This window comes from Brevibacillus sp. FIR094 (assembly GCF_050477165.1).
Lineage (GTDB): Bacteria > Bacillota > Bacilli > Brevibacillales > Brevibacillaceae > Brevibacillus.
Map to the genome: position 1 here is coordinate 19,582 of NZ_JBEAES010000029.1, position 20,799 is coordinate 40,380.

23 protein-coding genes are annotated in these 20,799 nt (G+C 46.6%); 19 read left to right on the forward strand and 4 right to left on the reverse strand.

Annotation, left to right across the window (positions count from 1 at the left end; genetic code table 11):
- The first annotated feature begins 10 nt into the window (after positions 1-10).
- The 3 genes from ACQ5DJ_RS22190 (at position 11) to ACQ5DJ_RS22200 (ending at position 2,976) form a co-directional block, all read left to right on the forward strand.
- The gene (locus ACQ5DJ_RS22190) at positions 11-1,165 is read left to right on the forward strand and encodes an aminotransferase class V-fold PLP-dependent enzyme (protein WP_429844344.1); all 1,155 of its coding nucleotides are present in this window, start codon (positions 11-13) and stop codon (positions 1,163-1,165) included.
- A 30-nt stretch (positions 1,166-1,195) separates the two neighbouring features.
- Complete coding sequence (locus ACQ5DJ_RS22195; protein ID WP_429844345.1) at positions 1,196-1,909, forward strand: DUF554 domain-containing protein; 714 nt, start codon at positions 1,196-1,198, stop codon at positions 1,907-1,909.
- Between the two features lie 167 nt (positions 1,910-2,076).
- Positions 2,077-2,976: a diacylglycerol/lipid kinase family protein gene (locus ACQ5DJ_RS22200; RefSeq protein ID WP_429844346.1), complete on the forward strand. Its 900-nt coding sequence runs from the start codon at positions 2,077-2,079 to the stop codon at positions 2,974-2,976.
- Positions 2,977-3,065: 89 nt separating this feature from the next.
- On the opposite strand, the gene yyaC is transcribed toward ACQ5DJ_RS22200, so the two are convergent.
- Positions 3,066-3,671: a spore protease YyaC gene (gene yyaC, locus ACQ5DJ_RS22205; protein ID WP_007720159.1), complete on the reverse strand. Its 606-nt coding sequence runs from the start codon at positions 3,669-3,671 to the stop codon at positions 3,066-3,068.
- A 214-nt stretch (positions 3,672-3,885) separates the two neighbouring features.
- On the opposite strand from yyaC, the gene ACQ5DJ_RS22210 reads away from it, so the two are divergent.
- The 4 genes from ACQ5DJ_RS22210 (at position 3,886) to ACQ5DJ_RS22225 (ending at position 6,157) form a co-directional block, all read left to right on the forward strand.
- Positions 3,886-4,167, forward strand: coding sequence for a DUF3343 domain-containing protein (locus ACQ5DJ_RS22210; protein WP_409176465.1), 282 nt, complete (start codon positions 3,886-3,888; stop codon positions 4,165-4,167).
- Positions 4,164-5,039: a mechanosensitive ion channel family protein gene (locus tag ACQ5DJ_RS22215; protein WP_429844347.1), complete on the forward strand. Its 876-nt coding sequence runs from the start codon at positions 4,164-4,166 to the stop codon at positions 5,037-5,039. Before ACQ5DJ_RS22210 ends, ACQ5DJ_RS22215 begins: the two co-directional genes overlap by 4 nt.
- A 15-nt stretch (positions 5,040-5,054) precedes the next feature.
- Positions 5,055-5,264, forward strand: a complete 210-nt coding sequence (locus tag ACQ5DJ_RS22220) for a DUF951 domain-containing protein (protein ID WP_007720174.1) — start codon at positions 5,055-5,057, stop codon at positions 5,262-5,264.
- 113 nt (positions 5,265-5,377) lie between these two features.
- The gene (locus ACQ5DJ_RS22225) at positions 5,378-6,157 is read left to right on the forward strand and encodes an Ig-like domain-containing protein (protein ID WP_429844348.1); all 780 of its coding nucleotides are present in this window, start codon (positions 5,378-5,380) and stop codon (positions 6,155-6,157) included.
- A 216-nt stretch (positions 6,158-6,373) separates the two neighbouring features.
- On the opposite strand, the gene ACQ5DJ_RS22230 is transcribed toward ACQ5DJ_RS22225, so the two are convergent.
- On the reverse strand, positions 6,374-6,460 hold the full coding sequence (locus ACQ5DJ_RS22230) for a YjcZ family sporulation protein (RefSeq protein ID WP_016739383.1): 87 nt from the start codon (positions 6,458-6,460) through the stop codon (positions 6,374-6,376).
- Positions 6,461-6,817: 357 nt separating this feature from the next.
- Between ACQ5DJ_RS22230 and pepF the strand changes: the two genes are divergently transcribed.
- Positions 6,818-8,728 carry an oligoendopeptidase F gene (gene pepF / locus ACQ5DJ_RS22235; protein WP_429844349.1) on the forward strand — a complete coding sequence of 637 codons (1,911 nt, stop codon included), beginning with the start codon at positions 6,818-6,820 and terminating at the stop codon, positions 8,726-8,728.
- Between the two features lie 67 nt (positions 8,729-8,795).
- Here the strand turns inward: pepF and ACQ5DJ_RS22240 are convergent, their stop codons facing one another.
- On the reverse strand, positions 8,796-9,419 hold the full coding sequence (locus ACQ5DJ_RS22240) for an NAD(P)-dependent oxidoreductase (protein ID WP_429844350.1): 624 nt from the start codon (positions 9,417-9,419) through the stop codon (positions 8,796-8,798).
- A 221-nt stretch (positions 9,420-9,640) separates the two neighbouring features.
- Between ACQ5DJ_RS22240 and ychF the strand changes: the two genes are divergently transcribed.
- The 10 genes from ychF to ACQ5DJ_RS22290 all read left to right on the forward strand — a co-directional run bounded on the left by ychF (position 9,641) and on the right by ACQ5DJ_RS22290 (position 18,563).
- Positions 9,641-10,741, forward strand: a complete 1,101-nt coding sequence (gene ychF / locus ACQ5DJ_RS22245) for a redox-regulated ATPase YchF (protein ID WP_429844351.1) — start codon at positions 9,641-9,643, stop codon at positions 10,739-10,741.
- A gap of 143 nt (positions 10,742-10,884) precedes the next feature.
- Positions 10,885-11,172 (forward strand): 30S ribosomal protein S6, encoded by a 288-nt coding sequence (gene rpsF, locus ACQ5DJ_RS22250; RefSeq protein WP_007720183.1) that lies wholly within the window; start codon positions 10,885-10,887, stop codon positions 11,170-11,172.
- 29 nt (positions 11,173-11,201) lie between these two features.
- Complete coding sequence (locus tag ACQ5DJ_RS22255) at positions 11,202-11,681, forward strand: single-stranded DNA-binding protein (RefSeq protein WP_007720185.1); 480 nt, start codon at positions 11,202-11,204, stop codon at positions 11,679-11,681.
- 40 nt (positions 11,682-11,721) lie between these two features.
- A complete protein-coding gene (rpsR, locus tag ACQ5DJ_RS22260; protein WP_007720187.1) occupies positions 11,722-11,952 on the forward strand; it encodes a 30S ribosomal protein S18 in 231 nt (76 codons plus the stop codon).
- Between the two features lie 101 nt (positions 11,953-12,053).
- Entirely contained in the window at positions 12,054-12,962 is a 909-nt protein-coding gene (locus ACQ5DJ_RS22265; RefSeq protein WP_429844352.1) for a DUF2232 domain-containing protein, read from the forward strand.
- Positions 12,963-12,966: 4 nt separating this feature from the next.
- Positions 12,967-14,904: a DHH family phosphoesterase gene (locus tag ACQ5DJ_RS22270; RefSeq protein WP_429844353.1), complete on the forward strand. Its 1,938-nt coding sequence runs from the start codon at positions 12,967-12,969 to the stop codon at positions 14,902-14,904.
- A gap of 26 nt (positions 14,905-14,930) precedes the next feature.
- The gene (gene rplI / locus ACQ5DJ_RS22275; protein ID WP_429844387.1) at positions 14,931-15,374 is read left to right on the forward strand and encodes a 50S ribosomal protein L9; all 444 of its coding nucleotides are present in this window, start codon (positions 14,931-14,933) and stop codon (positions 15,372-15,374) included.
- Positions 15,375-15,398: 24 nt separating this feature from the next.
- Positions 15,399-16,748: a replicative DNA helicase gene (dnaB, locus tag ACQ5DJ_RS22280; protein ID WP_017246818.1), complete on the forward strand. Its 1,350-nt coding sequence runs from the start codon at positions 15,399-15,401 to the stop codon at positions 16,746-16,748.
- Positions 16,749-16,929: 181 nt separating this feature from the next.
- The gene (locus tag ACQ5DJ_RS22285; protein WP_137031589.1) at positions 16,930-18,216 is read left to right on the forward strand and encodes an adenylosuccinate synthase; all 1,287 of its coding nucleotides are present in this window, start codon (positions 16,930-16,932) and stop codon (positions 18,214-18,216) included.
- Between the two features lie 131 nt (positions 18,217-18,347).
- A complete protein-coding gene (locus ACQ5DJ_RS22290; protein ID WP_020477510.1) occupies positions 18,348-18,563 on the forward strand; it encodes a hypothetical protein in 216 nt (71 codons plus the stop codon).
- A gap of 70 nt (positions 18,564-18,633) precedes the next feature.
- Here ACQ5DJ_RS22290 and ACQ5DJ_RS22295 read toward each other — a convergent pair whose 3' ends face one another.
- Entirely contained in the window at positions 18,634-19,089 is a 456-nt protein-coding gene (locus ACQ5DJ_RS22295) for a hypothetical protein (protein ID WP_429844354.1), read from the reverse strand.
- A gap of 173 nt (positions 19,090-19,262) precedes the next feature.
- On the opposite strand from ACQ5DJ_RS22295, the gene ACQ5DJ_RS22300 reads away from it, so the two are divergent.
- The gene (locus ACQ5DJ_RS22300; protein ID WP_429844355.1) at positions 19,263-20,759 is read left to right on the forward strand and encodes a LysM peptidoglycan-binding domain-containing M23 family metallopeptidase; all 1,497 of its coding nucleotides are present in this window, start codon (positions 19,263-19,265) and stop codon (positions 20,757-20,759) included.
- Positions 20,760-20,799: the final 40 nt, after the last annotated feature.

Here is a 20,799-nt window from a genome sequence, read left to right on the forward strand (position 1 = left end):
GGAGGTAGTCATGGCGATCATCTATTTGGATAACGCAGCTTCTACATGGCCGAAGCCACCAGCAGTCAAAGAAATGATGGCGGAGGTCATCGAAGACTTTGCTGCAAATCCTGGCCGAGGTGGACATGCGCTGGCGATGAAAGCGAGTAAAGCTGTGTTTCGGACACGGGTGCAAGTGTCGCGGTTGTTTGGGATTCAAAACCCGAATAACCTCTTTTTTTATCTCAATGCTACTCAAGCGCTTAATCAGGCTATAAAAGGATTCTTACAAGCAGGCGATCATGTTATTTCTTCGTCTGTTGAGCATAATTCGGTAAGACGTCCCATCGAGTACATGCGCAAAAACAACCAAGTAGAAGCTACTTTTGTCGAGCCGAGAGAAGACCATCAATTTTATGTAGAGGATTTTGCCAAGGCAATTACGCCGGCGACGCGGTTAATCGTTGTGAGTCATGCCTCCAATTTGACAGGTGTCATCCTGCCTGTTGCCGAACTGGGGAAACTGGCAAAGGACCACGGAATTACGTTTTTGGTGGACGCTTCTCAATCTGCTGGTGTTTTGCCTATCGATGTAGAGGCAATGAACATCGATATGCTTGCTTTTCCAGGGCACAAAGGGCTGTATGGTCCACAAGGTACAGGTGGTTTGTACGTGAGCAGTGATATTGATCTCGAGCCTTTGATTCATGGGGGGACAGGCAGTCAGTCTGAAGCGATCGATCAACCGACAACTCGTCCAGACCGATACGAAAGCGGGACGCTCAATACGGTTGGTTTGGCAGGACTGCAAGCAGGCGTTGATTTTGTCATGGAAAAAGGTGTGGACAACATTTGTCAGCACGAATGGAAATTAGTGAAACAAACAATCATTGGATTGCAGAAGATCGAGGGGGTACAGGTCTACGGACCAGGGATTGAGACCGAACGTGTAGGCGTGGTTGCTTTTAATATCGGAGAGGTGGATGCAGCAGAGGTATCGTTTATCCTGGATCAACAATACGGGATTGCGACCAGATCGGGTTTTCATTGCACGCCACTGGGTCACCAGACCGCCGGTACCGAACAACGTGGAGCGGTTCGAGCCAGCTTTGGAATTTTCAACTCAGAGAAAGATGTAGAAGCGCTTCATAACGCTGTTCGGGAAATAGCAGCAGCGTTTGTGTAAGGGTAAGGCATCTGTAGGGGGACAGCGCAAGTGATCTTGCTGGGAACATTGGTCAACGCCGGAGCAATCATCTTAGGAGCATTGTTAGGCAGAATGTTGAAGCGAATTCCGGAGTCGATGCGACAAACCGTCATGCAAGGAATTGCTCTGGCCGTATTCATATTGGGCATTAAAATGTGCCTGGGTTCGGATAATTTTTTACTCGTGATTATCAGTATTGTGCTAGGAACAGTACTAGGTGAATGGATTGGGATTGAAAAAGGCTTAAACAATCTGGGGAACTGGCTGGAGAGGAAAGTTGGGGGTAGCCAAGGCAGCATCGCTACTGGTTTTATCACGACGACGCTGGTGTACTGTATTGGAGCCATGGCTGTATTGGGTGCATTGGACAGTGGTTTGCGTAACAACCATGATGTACTGTTTATGAAAGCATTGCTAGACGGATTCTCTGCGATCATTTTCACATCAACGCTAGGAATCGGTGTTATCTTTTCGGCTGTGCCCGTGTTTTTATATCAAGGCATGATTGCGTTATTATCTACACGTATTTACAGTGTGGTAAGTGAAACGATGCTGGATGCGATCCTGGTAGAAGTAACGGCGGTAGGTGGCTTGATGATTATTGCGATTGGGTTAAACGTTTTGGAGATCAAACAGATAAGGGTAGCCAACATGATGCCAGCATTAGTGATCGCAGCAGTCGGAGTTCCCTTTATCGATTGGATTTCAAAGCTGTTTTCATAGTTGGCACAGAGGCTCTTCCTTCGGGAGGAGTCTTTTTTTATGAAAAATCAACTATCATCGATAAAAATAGCATGCGATAATATGATACAAAAACTTGATTTGCGAGCAGGTATGGATAAGTGGGACGGGACAGTACAGTACGACAGCATGTTGGGGAGAGAATTACTATGTTGGGTGTAATCGTCAATCCTGTATCGGGCAATGGCACAGGCTTGAAAGTATGGAGGCAAATTGAGCCGACGCTACGACGTCTAGGAGCGCCTTTTCATGTCAGGTTGACATCAGGAGAGGGGGACGCGGAAAAATTATCAAAAGAGTTGATTCAAAAAGAGGGAGTAAATAAAATCATTGCTGTCGGGGGAGACGGAACGGTCCGAGGCGTGATAAACGGCATATACGAATCGAATCAAGATTGTCGATTTGGAGTGGTGCCGGCTGGTTCCGGAAATGATTTCGCTCGCGGACATGGAATTCCGATGAAACCGTTACAGGCATTAGATAGAATTCTGTCGGAAAAAGGGGAAAAGCGAATCGATCTGATTTTAATGGATGGAAAAGTAGCTGCGAATTCAATCGGAGCTGGATTCGATGCACAGGTAGCAAAGATAACGGATCAAGCTGTGTACAAAGCTTGGCTGAATCGTTACAAGCTAGGAGCACTCGCCTACATTATATCGGTGATTCGCGTCGTATGTACCTATCAGCCACGTGACATCGTACTGAGCGTTGATGGTTTTGAGGTTCGTTTAGAGGCTGTCTGGCTAGTTGTCGCCGCCAATATTCCGAATTACGGAGGCGGAATGCTGATCTGTCCCGATGCTATACCGGACGATGGCATTGCGGATATTTGCGTAGTAAGTGGTATGAGTCGACTTGGATTGTTAGCAGCTTTTCCGAAAATATTCACAGGAGCTCACCGTCATCATCCAGATGTCCGTTTTTATAGGGGCAAGCAGGTAACGATACAAGGAGCAGGACAGTTGCCCGTCCATGCAGATGGAGAAAGCGTATCGCCAACGCCGATCAGTGCTCAAGTGATCGAAAAGCGCCTGACGATTTTTTTGTAAAAAAATAGACCTGTCATCCGTTGAGGGAGAGAACAGATCAAAAAGCAAGTTTTCTAAAGAGGGATGGAACCTTTTGCAGAAAGAAACGGTCAATCATATAACACACTATCGAATCGACTAGGCGTAGAAGCCAGTGTTACGGCTTTTGCCAGTCCGGAAGCTATGATATCTGCCATGTTCATGACGATGGAGAGGCGGGTATTTTGAAGGACAAAATACTCCATGAATCCTCCTACGTTGACAATCCCAGTAATGTGGAAGGAACCAACAGGAGGCAGCTCTTTTTTTACACCAGCCCCTGGTTTTAGTGGACCATTAATCACATTGATGTTTCCGACGTGGCTAAATTGACCTAAACAGGCATCGACTGCAATGAGTGTAGCTGTCGGATGATTCGCGTGGATGAGCTCTAATTTTTCCTTAAGATTCATGGCATGTACAGGGTCCTCAAGCGTTCCGTACACTTGCAAAAAACGAGGTGACTGTGCGATGAGCTTGGTTCCTACTAATGGGCCTAGAGCATCACCAGTAGAACGGTCTGTCCCAATACATACAATGACAAGGTCGTCATCGAACCGATTTAAGCGAAAGCGCTGCGCAAGGTGACCGGCGAGATGCTCGTCTGCGTTTTCACTGCGGTATTCCACTTTAAAAGGTGGCAAAGAATAATCCTTGCGATTATCGGATGTGCTCATGGAAACCCCCACTCTTGCCGACTTGGCTTAAACCAACCTGTAAAAGGTTATATAAAAGTATTCACAGTATCGTACCGATATGACATTTTTATACCTGCTAATGGGAAAGTTACGTAGGTTTTGAAAACTCAGTGAGGCTGGCATGCATGAAAGCGAACAGGTAAAATAAGAGGAGCCTATGGAAGTTTGTGTGAAAAAGATGAGGGGGAGTGAAATGGGAGGAGAGACAGTGCTGATTGCGTTTGATTCCACGCAGCAAGCCTTGCGGGCAGAAATGCTGCTGGAGTACGAAGATATTGAGATCGATACAAGACCAACGCCGAAAGAAATAACGGCAGGCTGTGCCCTTTCCATTGAATTCCTACTGTCGGATTACTCACGAGCGAAAGCGATCATGATGGAACAACAAGTGGTAATACGAGGATACTTCCGTCAGTTTTTTGGCCAATATAGCGAGGTCGACGAAAACGGGGAGCAGAAGGAGCGGGAGGAATGAATCAAGCTGGTTTTTTTGAGAGAATTTATGCCCAAGTATATGCGTATGTGACAGATGCCGATATGTGGGTAAATATAGGGATGGCAGTACTGAAAATTGCAGCGATCATCCTGTTATCGCGAATCGTCGTGTCGGTTGTGCAATCCGGCGTAAATAAAGTGTTCCAGCACCGTCATGGAAGCAAGATTCAAATGGATCAACGTCGAGTAGACACGATGCGGGTTCTTGTCAACAATGTCGTGCAGTACGGCATTTACTTTTTGGCGATTCTCATGATTTTGCAGCTGTTGGGCATTGATTTGCGCCCTGTTTTGGTAAGCGCAGGGGTATTGGGGCTAGCAGTTGGTTTTGGGGCGCAGAGTCTCGTGCGTGATATCATTACGGGATTCTTCATTATTTTTGAGGACCAATTTGCTGTCGGAGACGTCGTAACGATCAACAATTTGACGGGCACGGTGCAGGAGATTGGTCTGCGCATTACAAAGGTGCGCAGCTGGACGGGTGAGGTACACATCTTTCCAAACGGCACGATTAATCAAGTGACCAACTTTTCTTTGCAAAATACGTTAGCAGTTGTCGACGTATCTGTAGCGTATGAAGAAGATCTGAACCAAGTTGAGTCTGTGCTCAAAGAAGTGTTGGCATCGGCTCAAACGGAATTGACGGATATCGTATCTGAGCCACAAATTTTGGGAGTACATGCACTGGGACCTTCCGAAGTCATCATCCGGGTTACGGCTGAATGCAAGCCGAACACGCATCACGGGGTTAATCGAAATTTGCGTGCGAAGATCAGAACGGAATTAACCAACCGAGGCATTCAAATTCCGTATCCCAAAATCGTCGCGGTGTCTGGAAAGGGAACAGTGTAGAGAGGAGAAAGAGAAATGGAACGCAAGCAATTTGGACTGGGGGATGTCGTACAGATGAAAAAGCCACATCCATGTGGCACGAATGCGTGGAAGGTCATACGCATGGGCATGGATGTGCGGATCAAATGTACGGGTTGCGATCATAGTGTGATGATTGGTCGACTAGAATTTGAACGCAAGCTGAAAAAGATACTGATTCGCGCAGAGGAAGAACCACAAGCATAGACCATATTTCTTTGATCAACCCATCTGTCTTTTTCTACAATGCCTGTAAACGATGAAGCGAGGCGTTTTTTGCTTCAAGGAGCGGCTTTGTCGTTTTAGAAGGGAGGGGTTTGATGGAAAAGATGAGTGTTCGGTGGTTGCAGTGGGTAGTAGTGCTTGCGATTTTCCTACTTCCATCACAGGGAGTGTGGGCAAAGTCAGCAAACGAATGGGGAGTGAGAATATCCCCGGCTGACAAATCGGCGGAAATTAACCCGGATCAAATCATTACACTGACATTTTCGGGGCCGGTTTCGTTAAAAAATGGGCAAGAGCTCTCCGACAAGTCTGGTCTTTCGATTATTTCGCTCACGGATGCGAAAAAAAAGAAGGTTCGTTTTACGGCAAAATGGAACAAAACAGATCGAAGCATGACGATTGATCCGGTAGGAAATCTGGAAGCAGGGGCGTCCTATCAAGTAAGCTTGCTGGCCAAAAAGGTGAAAGATCAGCGCAGCAATTTGAATCCAGAGCTGACCAGCACGTTTCAAACGAAAAAACCTGTGGATAATATCGCTCCACAAGCAGTCATATTGCCCGGTCACGGGGCTAAAAATGTAGGGCTCCAGGATAAAGTGACACTCCAGTTCGCAGAGGAGGTTGCTTTGGTTGGTGGTGGAGTCCTCTCCAGCAAAACAGCCGGGCCATTAGTTCGCGTGACAGATGAAAAAGGGGCTATCGTTCCGCATACCATTACGTGGAACAAAAGCAAGCGAATGTTGTCTGTGAAGCCAAAAGGAAAATGGCAGCCACATACAAGATATCAGGTAAGTCTCATTACGAGTTTGGTAAAGGACACAGCAGGTAATCTCAATCAAGCGCAGTGGATAACTTTTCAGACGGGATCTAAATAAGTCAGCCCTGTCGATAAAAAAAGGATGCAGCCAATAGAGGCGCATCCTTTTTCCTTTTGTACGATCAAATGTATCTCCCGGTGGTGGTACTTAGGTTATGACTGATCATTATCCCTAGGCTACATTGCCTGGCTATGATCTATGTGGAATTGGAGAAGGTAAGGCTGCCGAGGATGCAAGCTTACCTTCAGATAGGCTGGATGGCAGCGGAGTAGGTTAGTTGCAGTCACAACCTACGATAACGAGAAGGATGAACAGAACCAAGATCAGCGCGAAATCGTCAAAGCCGTTAAAGATACCCACTTGCTAACACCTCCTACCGTAGTTTCAATACTCATGCTATGTAGGAACCCAATACGAGGTATAGGCGGATGCCCTAGTTCCAAATAAAATAAGTTATTCACAGCATATCCACAGAAAATGTGGACAACTTTTTGCAGAGAAAAGGAGTGCCTGCAATCGCTGTGGGGGGTAAAAAGTTGTTAGTAAATACTTATCCACAGAGTTATCCACAAAAGAGGATTTTCTCTGGATAAATTGACTTTTGTTATTGAATATTTGAAAAATTTTTATTAGTAAGAAGGAATTTGGCAGGTGAAAATATAATTACACACTTATGATTTTGGCAAAAATAGATAGAAGAAAAGGGGCGATTGAGATTTGAAGAAGCAAGTATTTGCATCAGTTACGGCTTTGGCCATTGCATTGTCGACAGTATCCGTACCATTTATTCCTTACAGCACGCAGGCGGTAGCTCTTGCTGCTGATAAGCCTTCTTATCAAACTCGCGCTGAGATCCCAGATGCGTACAAGTGGAAGCTGGATCATATTTATCCGACTGTTAAGGAATGGGAAAAGGATGTTGCTAAGGTTGAGTCTTTAGCAAACGCTTTCACAAAGCACCAAGGCAAGCTGGGTACATCTTCTGCTGCGATGCAGGCTGCATTCGATGACTATGTTGAATTGATGCGCTTAAATGACAAAGCATACGTGTACGCAAACATGTCTCTCGATGTAAACTCCGCGAATCCTGATTTGCAAAAGCTGGGAGACCGCGCTGAGAAAATGTACACGCTTGTCACAGAAAAAACCTCGTGGGTACAGCCTGAAATCGTTGCAATTTCCGATGACAAAATAAAGAGCTTGCTGTCCGAAAAGGAGCTTGAGCCTTACAAACTGTTTATCGAAGACATGCTGAGAACGAAGCCGTACTCACTCTCTGCGGATATGGAGCAGCTCTTGGCAAAATCGTCTCCGTTGGGCGGTGCACCGACTAACATTTACAGCATGCTGTCCAAAGACGTGAGGTTCCCTAAAATCAAAGATGAGACAGGCAAGGAAGTTCAGTTGACGCGTGCGAATTTCATTTCCTATATGGAAAGCAAAGATCAAAATGTGCGCAGAGAAGCGTTCAAGGCATACTATGGCGCTCTGATCGATTTCCAAGACTCATTTGCATCGACATTGGCTGCCAAAGTAAAGGGCGATAATTTTTACGCCGCTGTTCGCAATTACGATTCTGCGCTGGAAGCAAGCCTGACACCGAACAACGTACCGACGAAGGTGTATGATGAGCTGATTGACACGGTGAATGACAATCTGCCATTGCTGCATCGCTACATTTCCTTGAAAAAGAAAATGCTTGGCGTGAAGGAATTGCACATGTACGACATTTACGTGCCGATCGTACCATCTGATGACAAATATATTTCCTTCGACGAAGGAAAGAAAATTGTTGTTGATGGGTTGCAGGTAATGGGTGATGACTATGTGAAGGCAATGTCCGACGGCCTCGATGGCGGCTGGGCAGATGTCTATTCCACCGATGACAAGCGCACGGGTGCTTACCAATGGGGGGCATATGACACACATCCATACGTACTGTTGAATCACCAAGGAACGCTCGATGATGTGTATACCATCGCCCATGAGATGGGACATGCGATGCAGTCGTATTACACGAACAAAAACCAGCCTTACATTTCGTCTAATTACCCAATCTTCACGGCAGAAGTTGCTTCTACCATGAATGAAACCCTGCTGTTCAAGAGCATGTATGCGAAAGCGAAGACGAAAGAAGAGAAGATGTATCTCTTGAATCACTATCTGGAAAACTTCCGTTCCACGCTGTTCCGTCAGACGCAGTTCGCGGAGTTCGAAAGAGCGATTCACGAGAAGGAGCAGGCTGGGGAATCTCTGAATGCGGAAGCGATCAAGAAGATCTACCTCGACATCAACAAAAAGTATTACGGAAAAGACATGGTTTCCGATGAGGAAATCGGTATGGAATGGGCACGTGTGAGCCATTTCTACAACTACAAATACTACGTCTATCAATACTCGACTAGCTTTGCCGCTGCACAAGCATTAGCGAAGCAAATCATGGATGAAGGTCAGCCAGCAGTGGATCGAGTTCGCAAAAACTTCCTCGAAGCGGGTAATTCTGCTCCGCCTATCGAGGTACTAAAAGCAGCAGGTGTAGACATGTCCACGTCCCAGCCAATCGAGCAAGCAATGGAAATCTTTGAAGAGACATTGAATGAGCTGGAAAAGCTGGTAAACGAGAAATAAAGAAACGGCAGAAGCAAAACAGGCTCCCTTCCATTACGGATAGGAGCCTGTTTTTTTCCTGTATGTATCAATAGGCAATGCCGACTCGCGCTCGTATGTATTCGGAAGTAGAAAGCTGCTGAAACGTAAACTCCGCCGTATCCGGCACGGAGATTTGCATCCCATCTACAGGCAACTGGTGAGCCTCGACCCGGTAAGTGCCTGTATACTCGCCATCAGGCAAATACGTCGGACATACAATGGTCCAATCGAGTTCGGACTGTTCCAAGAGCGAATATGCCTTGTGATGTTCTTCGGCAGCACGCGTCAATTTTTGTCTGGACTCACTGGATTGATAGCGGAGCAGGTCAGGAGAAACTCTGCTTTGCAAGATGCCAGCGGTGCCCACCGTAATAATGCGGGAAACGCCTTCTCGCTTCATTGCTTCAATTATATAAGGAATTCCCTCGGATAACGTCGTTGCCTTGTCTGTCCCGAGCGCGCTAATGACCGCGTCAACTCCACGCATGGCGGATGCAACAGCGTTTTGATCGAGAACATTTCCGGTCAGGACGCGGACATTTTCATCAGTCAGATGAAGGAGCTTGTCTGCTGAGCGAACGAGAACGGTTATTTCATGCCCATCTTTTAATGCATAGTCGAGGATATGGCTTCCTACACGACCAGTGGCACCGAGAAGTAGGAGTTTCATTTTTGTAGTCACCTCATTACCTTTCCTTTTACCGTAGCAAATAGATTCTGTTTGTCTAGTCTAGCATTTCTTTTTTTGTCCCACCACTTGAAGCTATGATGAGCACAGGTGGAGACAAATGAAATTAAGCTTTCAGCTTCCACAAGGAGACAATTGTAATCTGAAAACCAAATCTATATACTTAAAAGGATGTCAGGATGATGATAAGGGAGTGTATATAGATGGGTGCATCATGCGGGATTGTAGGTCTTCCTAACGTAGGAAAATCGACATTATTTAATGCCATTACACAAGCGGGCGCTGAATCGGCTAACTACCCGTTCTGTACGATTGACCCGAACGTAGGGATCGTGGAGGTGCCAGACGAGCGTCTGGAAAAGCTCACAAAGATCGTTGTACCAAACAAGGTAGTTCCTACTGCGTTTGAGTTTGTAGATATTGCAGGCTTGGTAAAAGGCGCGAGCAGAGGCGAAGGACTTGGCAACCAGTTCCTTGGACACATCCGTGAAGTGGACGCGATTGCTCATGTTGTACGTTGCTTTGAAGATGAGAACATCACTCACGTATCAGGTCGTGTCGATCCTTTGAGCGATATCGAGACAATCAACCTGGAGCTGATTTTTGCTGACCTGGACTCTGTTGATCGTCGTATTGACCGCATTGCACGCAAAGTGAAATCCGGTGACAAGGAATCCAAGCAAGAGCTGGATGTGCTGGAGAAATTGAAAGCAGCATTTGAAGAGGGTCAATCTGCTCGCAGTGTTGAACTCGATGACGAAGAGCGCAAATGGATTCGCGATTTGCATCTGCTGACAATCAAGCCAATGCTGTACGTGTGCAACGTAGCGGAAGACGGCATTAATGATGCAGACAACAACCCGCATGTGCAAACCGTTCGTCAGCATGCAGCAAGTGAAGGCGCAGAAGTGGTTGTCATCAGCGCGAAAGTAGAAGCAGAAATCGCTGAGCTCGAGGGCGAAGACAAAGAAATGTTCTTGGAAGAGCTGGGACTTTCTGAGTCTGGTCTCGACCGCTTGATTCGTGCTGCCTACAAGCTGCTGGGATTGGTAACATACTTCACAGCTGGTGTACAAGAAGTACGCGCTTGGACCATCCGTCAGGGTACAAAGGCTCCAGGAGCAGCAGGCGTGATTCATACTGATTTCGAGCGCGGCTTCATTCGTGCCGAAGTGATTGCTTATGATCATCTGGTAGATGCTGGCTCCGTAGCAGTAGCCAGAGAACGTGGGAAGTACCGTCTTGAAGGGAAAGAGTACGTAGTGGCAGATGGAGATGTTATGCATTTCCGCTTCAATGTTTAGTACGAAATTCTTGATTCGAACTAGGCGGTTTGTTATAATACGATAATGCGAGTATTTATGGAGTGCATGTTTTGTGCGTTTCGTTTTAGCACTCGCTCCTTGCCCGAACAGGGCCGCTAAAGTCCATAAGGAGGTGAAAAGGTATGCGCCAATACGAAGTAATGTATGTATTGCGTCCAGACCTTGAAGAAGAGAAAGTAAAATCCAATGTAGCTCGTTACAGCGATGTTGTAACTAACTATGGTGGCGAAATCTCTAAGCTTCAAGAAATGGGTAAACGTCGTCTTGCGTACGAGATCAACAAGTTCCGTGAAGGTTACTACGTTTTGATGAACTTCAAAGCGAACTCCGATGCTGTTGCGGAAGCTGAGCGTCTGATGAAAATCAATGACGACGTAATCCGCTTTATGTTTGTTCGTGATGAGAAGTAATCATTGTCGCGATCAGAGGGGGAACCAAGATGAATAAAGTCATTCTCATCGGCAACCTGACGAAAGATCCTGAACTTCGCTACACGCCAAATGGCGTTGCCGTTGCTACTTTTACTGTGGCCGTCAATCGTCCCCGCACCAATCAAGCGGGTGAGAAAGAAACGGACTTCATTAACATTGTCGCTTGGCAAAAACTTGCCGACCTGTGCGCAAGCTATTTGCGTAAAGGTAGACAAGCAGCCATCGAAGGACGTATGCAAACACGTTCCTATGATAATAAAGAAGGTAAAAAGGTATACGTGACGGAAGTCGTTGCGGAGAACGTTCAATTTTTGGGCGGTCGAGGCAATGAATCCGGCGGAGACAATTCAGGATACGATCCAGGACCGGGCATGGGTGGCGGTAACAAACCATCCGGTCAACGAAATAATGACTATGATCCGTTTGGTGATCCTTTCGCGAGTGCAGGCAAGCCGATCAACATTTCAGATGATGACTTGCCGTTCTAAGATCGTATAACTTTCACATTCCTAAGAGGGAGGGACTATCATGGCACGCAAAGGACGTCCTAATAAGCGTCGTAAAGTATGCTTCTTTAAAGTGAACAAAATCAAGCACATCGATTATAAAGATATTGATTTGCTGAAAAAGTTCATCAGCGAACGCGGCAAAATCTTGCCACGTCGTGTAACTGGTACTTCTGCGAAGTATCAACGTGCACTGACAATCGCGATCAAGCGATCCCGTCAAGTAGCACTGTTGCCTTACACTGCTGAATAAGTTGCAAAAGCTATAAAAAGGGGGGCACAATTGCGTGGCCCTCTTTTTTCCATAGTTTTCTATGGAGAGTGTACATGAGACATGAATAATGAGGTGCTGACATGCCGTCCAAAACGAAACACTTGGCTGAAAACGCCCTTATGCTGGGTATCGCACTGGTGCTGCTGTTTCTCAGTACATATACCATACTGGGAGGGCTCGTCAGTTTCTTGATACCTCTGCCTTTTATCCTTTTGGCAGTAAATCGAACAGTACCTAACATGGTTTGGATCTCCCTTGCCTTTACGTTTCTGGGATGGATCATTACTGGTCCATTTGCGGCTACACTTGCTTTTTCAAGTGCGGTTTGGGGTTCAGTCATGGGGATTTTTTATGCGAAAAAAGGAGCGGCTCTTCCGGCGATTGTGGCAGGGGCAGGCGTTGCCTTTTTGAGTGTCGTTTCCATGATGGCATTCATGGCATTCGGAATGAATGTTGATTTTAATGCCATCATGCAAGAAGTGGCTAAGTTGCGTCCAGCAATGATGCCAAAAGAGCAGTTTGATCAGCTCCTTGAACTGGGTAAAATCGTCTTGCCTACGAGTCTTGTCATGTTCAGCTTTTTATCGACCGCCATTATTCATGGATTGGCGAGTCTGATTGGACGACGTCTGCGAAGACCGATTCCAGCATTGAAGCCAATTCGGGAATGGAACTTCCCTCGATCATTGCTTTATTACTACTTCATTGCGATGATCAGTCTTTTGTTGTTTGCTGAAAGCATGCAGGGTACATTCTGGGAAATCGCCCTGATGAACCTGAAAGTCATGCTGGATGCGATTTTTGTTTTGCAGGGCTTGAGTTTTTGTCTATTTGCTGCCTTTTTGTACGGCTGGAAGAGACTGACTCCCGTGCTCATTGTCTGTCTATTTATTTTTCCACCCCTAAGTACTATACTTAGTCTAGTAGGGATATTTGACCTAGGAATTCGTTTGCGTGAAAAACTGGAAACAAGAGTGAAGAGGGGCTGAGGAAATGCCCAAGTTCCTGTTAAAGCGTTGGTACGGGATGCACATGGTCCTGGCACTCAGCTTTAGCTTGCTGTTGTTGGGGATTTTGACCTTGTTCCATTGGATGTACGGGGCGATCGGCATGATTTGCTTGATTGGCTTGGTTCTTTACGCTCTTCAAGCAGAAAAGGGGTTCCAACGAGACTTGCGCCTGTATTTGGCGACGGTCACCCATCGCGTGAAGAAGGCGGGAGAAGGCGTTATCCAGGAACTGCCGATCGGAATTCTTTTATACAACGAGGAAAAGGCAATTGAGTGGGTAAACCCGTATATGACGCATATGTCCGGGGATGAATCCATGATCGGGAAAAGCCTCCAAGAGGTATTCCCCCAACTAGCTTGGAAGCCGGAGCAAAAACGGCTGGAGTTTACTTATAACGAGCGGGTATACGAGGTCATTGTGCGGTCCGATGAGCGCCTTTTGTATTTCAAGGACATTACGGACTTTAAAGAATTGACGACTCGTTACCATCGAGAAAAGGCTGCACTTGCCATCATTCACCTCGACAATTTGGACGAGGTCGGACAAGTCATGGATGATCAGAGCCGTACGCTGCTCTCTACAAGCGTGGCTGGTGTGATTACAGAGTGGGCCAACAAACATGGCATATATCTTCGCCGAATCACGGCCGACAAGTTTTTGGCTCTGATGGAACGGGAAGCACTTGATAAATTGGAAGAATCGCGATTTGACATTCTCGATGTAGTACGGGAGATGACGGCTGACAACAAAATTCCGATTACGCTTAGTATCGGGGTTGGAGCGGCCGCTACCACTTATATTGAGCTGGGACAAATGGCGCAATCAAGCTTGGATATCGCATTGGGGCGCGGTGGCGACCAGTGTGCTGTCAAGGTTGGCAACAAGCTCACTTTCTACGGTGGGAAATCGAATGCGGTGGAAAAGCGGACACGTGTCCGGGCTCGTGTTATTGCACATGCTTTGCGGGATCTCATTCATGAGGCGGAGCACGTCATCGTCATGGGGCATAAACAGCCTGACATGGATTCCATCGGGGCATCACTTGGTGTATTGAAGGCTGTGCAGCTGCACAACAAAACGGCTTATATCGTCATGGACGAAGGTAATCATTCTGTCGAGCGTCTGATGAAAGAGATTTATGCCAATGAAGAGTTGGCTGAGACCTTTATCACGCCAGAACAGGCGATCCGACTTATCTCCGGTCGCACATTGCTGGTAGTCGTCGATACGCATCGACCATCGCTGGTGATTGAACCGAAGCTATTGACGGAAACGAGCCGAATTGTGGTGATTGACCACCATCGACGTTCGGAGGAGTTCATTGAGCCAGTACTCTTGTATCTGGAACCGTATGCTTCTTCGACGGCTGAGCTTGTCACGGAGCTCTTGCAATATCAGAGCGAGCGATTGAATATCGACAATCTGATTGCGACGGCACTGTTAGCAGGGATTGTGGTAGATACCAAAAGCTTTGCCTTCCGCACAGGTTCACGGACCTTTGAAGCGGCGTCTTTCCTTCGCCGTAACGGGGCCGATACCGCGGCTGTCCAGCGTCTGTTGAAGGAAGATCTGGGACAGTATGTGAAGCGGGCAAAAATCATCATGAATACGGAAACGTACCGTGACAACATGGCGATTGCCATAGGAGATCCGTCTGAGGATTACACGCAGGTACAGGTGGCGCAAGCTGCTGAGCAGCTACTCACTTTGTCAGGAATCCAGGCGTCGTTTGTTGTTGCAGAGCGATCCGACGATACGATCTTAATCAGTGGACGTTCTCTGGGCGACATCAATGTTCAGTCCATTATGGAACTGCTGGGTGGAGGCGGTCACCTCACTGGTGCTGCGACACAAATTCAAGGCATATCAATTAAAGAAGCTACACGTCGTTTGAAAGAAGCGATTGACTCGGTCTTATAGGCCAAAATATAAAGGGGGAAACGATGATGAAAGTCATTTTTCTTCAAGATGTAAAAGGCCAAGGGAAAAAAGGCGAAGTTAAGGATTTGTCAGAGGGCTATGTACGCAACTTCTTGTTGCCAAAGAAGCTGGTAAAAGAAGCGACTGATAGCAACGTGAAAACGCTCGACGCTCAAAAGCGCAGCGAAGATAAGCGCAAGGAGCAAGAAAAGCTGGATGCTCAGGAGCTGGGCAAAAAGCTGGAAGAGCTGACAGTGAAAGTAGCAGGAAAAGCAGGCGAAGGTGGTCGCTTGTTCGGTGCAATTTCCAGCAAACAAGTAGCGCAATCGCTGGAAGATCAGTTTAAAATCAAAGTAGACAAGCGTAAGCTCGAAATGGATGCCATCCGTGCTTTGGGCGTGACGCAAATCAAAGTAAAACTGCACAACGAAGTAACCGTGACTCTGAAAGTACACGTTGTGGAAGAATAATGTCTCAATTGTGGGGGGTGTGACGTGAGCGACCTGTTTTTGGATCGTGTGCCGCCACAGAACAAGGAAGCGGAACAATCGGTACTGGGTGCCGTGTTCTTGTCTAAGGAAGCTTTAATCACGGCCATTGAGATTCTCCGTCCGGAGGATTTTTACAAGACAGCGCATCAGCGCATCTTTCAAACGATGGTGGACCTGTATGAAAAAGGCGAACCTGTCGATCTGGTTACTGTTACAGCGGATCTACAGGACCACAAGCTGCTGGATGAAGTTGGCGGGGTTACGTATCTCACGGAAATCGCCAGTTCAGTTCCAACGGCTGCCAACATCGAATACTACGCAAAAATAGTAGAAGAAAAATCGCTGCTTCGGCGATTGATTCATACAGCTACCAAGATTGCCAATGACGGATATTCCCGTGAAGATGATGTCACGCAGATCATCGCGGATGCGGAGAAGTACATCATGGAGATCGGTCAAAATCGCAACAGTGGCGGTTTTACACCGATTCGTGATGCCCTTCTGGAAACGTATGAGCGGATTGAGTTTTTGAGTCAGCGACGCGGTGATATTACGGGGATTTCTACGGGATATACCGATTTGGACAAGATGACAGCAGGATTGCAGCGCAGTGACCTGATTATCTTGGCAGCCCGTCCTTCCGTAGGGAAGACGGCTTTTGCCTTGAATCTCGCTCAAAACGTAGCAGCCCGTGCAGGCGAGACTGTAGCCATCTTCTCCTTGGAGATGGGTGCTCCTCAGCTGGTACAGCGTATGATTTGTGCGGAGGGCAATCTGGATGCGTCCCGGATGCGTTCAGGGTCACTGGAGGAAGATGATTGGCAAAAGCTGACGATGGCAATCGGTACGCTGGCGAAAGCGCCGATTTACATCGACGATTCACCCGGGGTTACTGTACAGGACATCCGGGCGAAATGCCGTCGCCTTCAAACAGAGAAGGGATTGGGCTTGATCCTGATCGATTACCTTCAGCTGATTCATGGACGAGGAAAAGGAGATAACCGTCAGCAGGAAGTATCTGAGATCTCTCGTACGCTAAAAGGGATCGCGCGTGAGCTGAACGTGCCGGTTATCGCCCTGTCGCAGTTGAGCCGTGGTGTAGAGCAACGGCAGGATAAGCGACCGATGATGTCCGATATCCGTGAGTCGGGGTCGATCGAGCAGGACGCCGATATCGTTGCCTTCTTGTACCGTGATGACTACTATGACAAGGAATCAGAAAATAAGAATGTCATCGAAGTCATTATTGCCAAACAACGTAACGGCCCGACCGGAACGGTGGAGTTGGCGTTCTTAAAAGAATTCAACAAGTTCGTTAACTTGGATCATCGCTTTCGAAACCAAGCAGGTTAATAGTTGGAATGGAAGAAAAGCCGGAGAAATTCCGGCTTTTTTTTCTATATTGAATTGCCGAACATATTAAGAACTAACTATATGAATGTTCGTATTTAGCGTTGACATGGCGAGTCTCGTTTAGTAAACTTAGATTGTTTCAGGCCCGAAAAGACATGATAATATCAGGAGGTGTTTTTCGATGTCAACAGTCGTTGTCGTCGGAACCCAGTGGGGCGATGAAGGTAAAGGTAAAATTACAGACTATCTAGCTGAAAGTGCAGAGGTAGTGGCTCGTTACCAAGGCGGTAACAACGCAGGCCATACTATTATTTTTGATGGTAACAAGTATAAGTTGCATTTGATTCCATCCGGAATTTTTTATAGTGACAAGACCTGCGTAATCGGAAACGGTATGGTAATCGATCCGAAAGCATTGGTAAAAGAGCTGGAGTACATTCATAGCTTCGGTTTTTCTACAAGCAATTTGAAAATCAGTGATCGCGCGCATGTGATTCTGCCATACCACATCAAGCTGGATGGCGTAGAGGAAGATAGCCGCGGTGCTAACAAAATCGGTACAACCCGTAAAGGTATCGGGCCTGCTTACATGGATAAAGCAGCACGTATCGGTATTCGTATCGCTGACTTGTTGGATCGCGAAGAGTTTGCTCGCAAGCTCGAGCGCAACCTGGCAGAGAAAAACATGTTGCTGGAGAAAATGTACAACACAACTGGCTTTGAGCTTCAGGAAATTTTGGATGAGTACTTGGCACTCGCAGAGATCATTCGCCCATACGTGACCGATACTTCTGTTGTTCTCAACGATGTGATCGATCAAGGCAACCGTGTTCTGTTTGAAGGTGCACAAGGCGTATTGCTCGATATTGACCAGGGTACGTATCCTTACGTAACGTCCTCCAACCCAATTGCGGGTGGCGTGACTATCGGTTCTGGTGTAGGACCAACTAAGATTCACCAGGTAATCGGGGTTGCAAAAGCTTACACGACGCGTGTAGGTGATGGTCCGTTCTTGACTGAGCTGACTGATGCAACTGGCGACCATATTCGTGAGGTTGGTTTCGAATATGGTACAACAACAGGTCGTCCACGCCGCGTAGGCTGGTTTGACAGTGTTGTAGTTCGTCATGCTCGTCGTGTCAGTGGTCTCACTGGTTTGGCGATCACCAAGCTGGATACCCTGTCTGGAATCGAGACCCTGCGTATTTGCACAGCGTACAAATACAATGGAGAAGTTATCGAATCGTTCCCAGCGAACCTCAACCTGCTTGCGAAATGTGAGCCAGTTTATGAGGAGTTGCCAGGTTGGACAGAGGATATCACAGGCGTTCGCAATCTGAACGACTTGCCAGAAAACGCTCGTCACTACATTGAGCGCATCACACAACTGACTGGTATTCCAATGTCGATCTTCTCCGTAGGACCGGATCGTGAACAAACTGTCATTGTTCGTGGCATTTACGGATAAGCTATCAACTATATAATAGAAGAAAGCTGTCGAGCATTCGGCAGCTTTCTTTTTTTTGCAACGGACAGACACGAAACGACACCCTCTGGGCATATGGATAGACATAGGGAGAAATGGAGAGGTGAAAAGTGATGATGGGTTTTGGATTTGACCAAAAGGCCATGAAGCTACTGGGCAAAAATGTACAGGTAAAGATGATCAATGGCGTCGTCATCAAGGGAACCATGACTCATTTTAACAATGGATACCTATGCTTTATCACCACATACAAACAACAAAATGACGCCGAGAAAACGAAAATACGCAGACTTGCGTTAAAAGACGTTACCTCGATGCAAGAGGTGTGAGTTCACAGATGTCGATAACGAAATAAGCCATCTTTCCTAGTCAGTTAAGGGAAGATGGCTATATTTATTTTTAAATCATACCTCCATAGGATCGGATGATCTCGGTTGCAAGATCACCTTGTTCTTCTGGTACGACTGCCGTTAACAAGATACTCCGATATAAATTATCGTCGCCCCGGTCTGCCATGCCGCTGGCGTCAGGATCTACTGCTGCCATGATGCTTGCATCCCTGCCGCTTGGGAAGTCACCTGCCAATGTAAGGTTGCCCAAGCTGGGAAAGTCTCCGGAAATGGGATTCATGATCTGTTCGTTTCCTTCACCGGGGAATTGTCCAATTCTGTCGATCTGAATGATGGAAAAACCAGCTTGTCGAAGTGCTTTTTCTGCCTCTTGGGCATCCTCTTCGGTTTGAAATCCTGCAAGAATGTTACGTTCCTTCACGTATATCAGCCCCCAGATATGATAAATGCTACCAATTATTTGTACATATAGTGACTCTACGGCTATTTTTTTATTCGACAGCAATTTACACTTGATGTTGTCGTTAATCTTATGGTAAAGTCGACATAGTTGGTTTCTTTAGGCAATTTGGCAGATAAATGGAAACTAAATTTTGGGATATACGACCTAGTCGATAAATTAAAAATTTTCAGGAAATAGAACGAGCAAGTTGTATCTGTTTTCAGGAGGGACAAGTTATGCATTGGTCGGAATGGAAGGCCAAGCTGCAGGAACGGTCATCACGAATCGTTCGGGATTGCAGTGATCTGGCGAAACGTACTATGAAACGTACAAGCTCTTACATCCAGTCGCATAAAAAACAATCGCTTTCAGTTGCGGCAGGCCTAGTATTGACGATTGCTGCTGGAGCATCTGCACAATACTACTACACAAGCAATGTCAATTCTGTCTACCATGTCAGTGTGAACGGCAATGAGATTGGCGTGGTAAACGATCCAAATGTGATACATAATTGGACAGCAGCCAAGCTGGAAGAGGAAAAGGCAAAAACAGGCCTTAACTTGCAATTGGCTAACTATATCGCATTTGAAGAAGAGCGTGAATTCAAGGCACAGTTCAATAACGATGCCGCTGTACAAGCTCTAGCATCCGTAGCGGATCTCAAGGTTCAGGGCGTTAAGCTAACGATTGATGGCAAAGTGGTAGGTTACCTGCCAGACCAGCAATCAGCTGATGAAGCACTGGCTGAAGTGAAGCAAAAATATTCCGGAGTTCCTGCAACGACAGGGAAAAAGGCTGTTGTAGCAGCAGCATCAGCAGTCCCAGTCAAACCAAATCCGGTAAAAGAAGTCGCATTTAAAGAAAATGTAGAGATGCAAACCGAAACAGTCGATGCATCTCAAATTTTGTCTGCCGATAAACTCGAGGAGTTGCTGGTAAAAGGCACCTTCAAGGATATGAAGCACACGGTCGTAGAAGGCGATTGCATCGGTTGCATCGCGAAGAAATACGGCATTACATCAAAAGATATTTACGCGAACAACCCAGGTGTTACGGAAAATAGCGTCCTTAAGTTGGGACAAGAAATCAATGTAACCGCAGTGCGTCCACTGGTTACTGTACAAGTCAAAGAAGAAGTAGATCAGCAAGAGGTTATCGCTTTTAATACGCAAATTAATAACAATGACAAGGTCCCTAAAGGCGAAACAAAAGTCGTACAAGAAGGTAAAAACGGCAGTAAAACAGTTAAGTACGAAGTTGTGAAAGAAAATGGACAAGTAGTTAATCGCAAAGTTATCAAACAAGATGTAACGATGCAGCCTGTAACCAAAATTATGGAGCGCGGTACAAAAGTGATTCCTTCGCGCGGGACAGGCCGTTTGAGCTGGCCTGCTAGCGGATATATCAGCAGCGGCTTCGGCAAACGTTGGGGCAGCATGCATAAAGGAATTGATATTGCCGGTGCTGGTTCTGTCATGGCGGCAGACAATGGACGTATCACATTCGCTGGTTGGAATGGTGACTATGGAAAATCGGTTATCATCGACCACGGCAATGGAATGAAGACATTGTACGGTCACATGAGCAGCATTAATGTGAAAGTCGGCGATGTTGTTAGCCAAGGAAAGAAAATCGGCGTAAAGGGTTCTACTGGACAATCGACCGGCGTACACCTGCATTTTGAGGTTCTACAGAATGGACGAAACCAGAACCCGATTCGTTACTTAAAATAGACATGTAATTTCTGGATAAGAAAGGGCAACTCTTAGGAGG

What these genes read in the sequence shown, in the direction of transcription:
- ACQ5DJ_RS22190 (WP_429844344.1), top strand. Translation starts at nt 11, where the DNA reads ATGGCGATCATCTATTTGGATAACGCAGCTTCTACATGGCCGAAGCCA.
- ACQ5DJ_RS22200 (WP_429844346.1), top strand. Translation starts at nt 2,077, where the DNA reads ATGTTGGGTGTAATCGTCAATCCTGTATCGGGCAATGGCACAGGCTTG.
- yyaC (WP_007720159.1), bottom strand. Translation starts at nt 3,671, where the DNA reads ATGAGCACATCCGATAATCGCAAGGATTATTCTTTGCCACCTTTTAAA.
- ACQ5DJ_RS22210 (WP_409176465.1), top strand. Translation starts at nt 3,886, where the DNA reads ATGGGAGGAGAGACAGTGCTGATTGCGTTTGATTCCACGCAGCAAGCC.
- ACQ5DJ_RS22215 (WP_429844347.1), top strand. Translation starts at nt 4,164, where the DNA reads ATGAATCAAGCTGGTTTTTTTGAGAGAATTTATGCCCAAGTATATGCG.
- ACQ5DJ_RS22220 (WP_007720174.1), top strand. Translation starts at nt 5,055, where the DNA reads ATGGAACGCAAGCAATTTGGACTGGGGGATGTCGTACAGATGAAAAAG.
- ACQ5DJ_RS22225 (WP_429844348.1), top strand. Translation starts at nt 5,378, where the DNA reads ATGGAAAAGATGAGTGTTCGGTGGTTGCAGTGGGTAGTAGTGCTTGCG.
- ACQ5DJ_RS22240 (WP_429844350.1), bottom strand. Translation starts at nt 9,419, where the DNA reads ATGAAACTCCTACTTCTCGGTGCCACTGGTCGTGTAGGAAGCCATATC.
- ychF (WP_429844351.1), top strand. Translation starts at nt 9,641, where the DNA reads ATGGGTGCATCATGCGGGATTGTAGGTCTTCCTAACGTAGGAAAATCG.
- rpsF (WP_007720183.1), top strand. Translation starts at nt 10,885, where the DNA reads ATGCGCCAATACGAAGTAATGTATGTATTGCGTCCAGACCTTGAAGAA.
- ACQ5DJ_RS22255 (WP_007720185.1), top strand. Translation starts at nt 11,202, where the DNA reads ATGAATAAAGTCATTCTCATCGGCAACCTGACGAAAGATCCTGAACTT.
- rpsR (WP_007720187.1), top strand. Translation starts at nt 11,722, where the DNA reads ATGGCACGCAAAGGACGTCCTAATAAGCGTCGTAAAGTATGCTTCTTT.
- ACQ5DJ_RS22265 (WP_429844352.1), top strand. Translation starts at nt 12,054, where the DNA reads ATGCCGTCCAAAACGAAACACTTGGCTGAAAACGCCCTTATGCTGGGT.
- ACQ5DJ_RS22270 (WP_429844353.1), top strand. Translation starts at nt 12,967, where the DNA reads ATGCCCAAGTTCCTGTTAAAGCGTTGGTACGGGATGCACATGGTCCTG.
- rplI (WP_429844387.1), top strand. Translation starts at nt 14,931, where the DNA reads ATGAAAGTCATTTTTCTTCAAGATGTAAAAGGCCAAGGGAAAAAAGGC.
- ACQ5DJ_RS22285 (WP_137031589.1), top strand. Translation starts at nt 16,930, where the DNA reads ATGTCAACAGTCGTTGTCGTCGGAACCCAGTGGGGCGATGAAGGTAAA.
- ACQ5DJ_RS22290 (WP_020477510.1), top strand. Translation starts at nt 18,348, where the DNA reads ATGATGGGTTTTGGATTTGACCAAAAGGCCATGAAGCTACTGGGCAAA.
- ACQ5DJ_RS22300 (WP_429844355.1), top strand. Translation starts at nt 19,263, where the DNA reads ATGCATTGGTCGGAATGGAAGGCCAAGCTGCAGGAACGGTCATCACGA.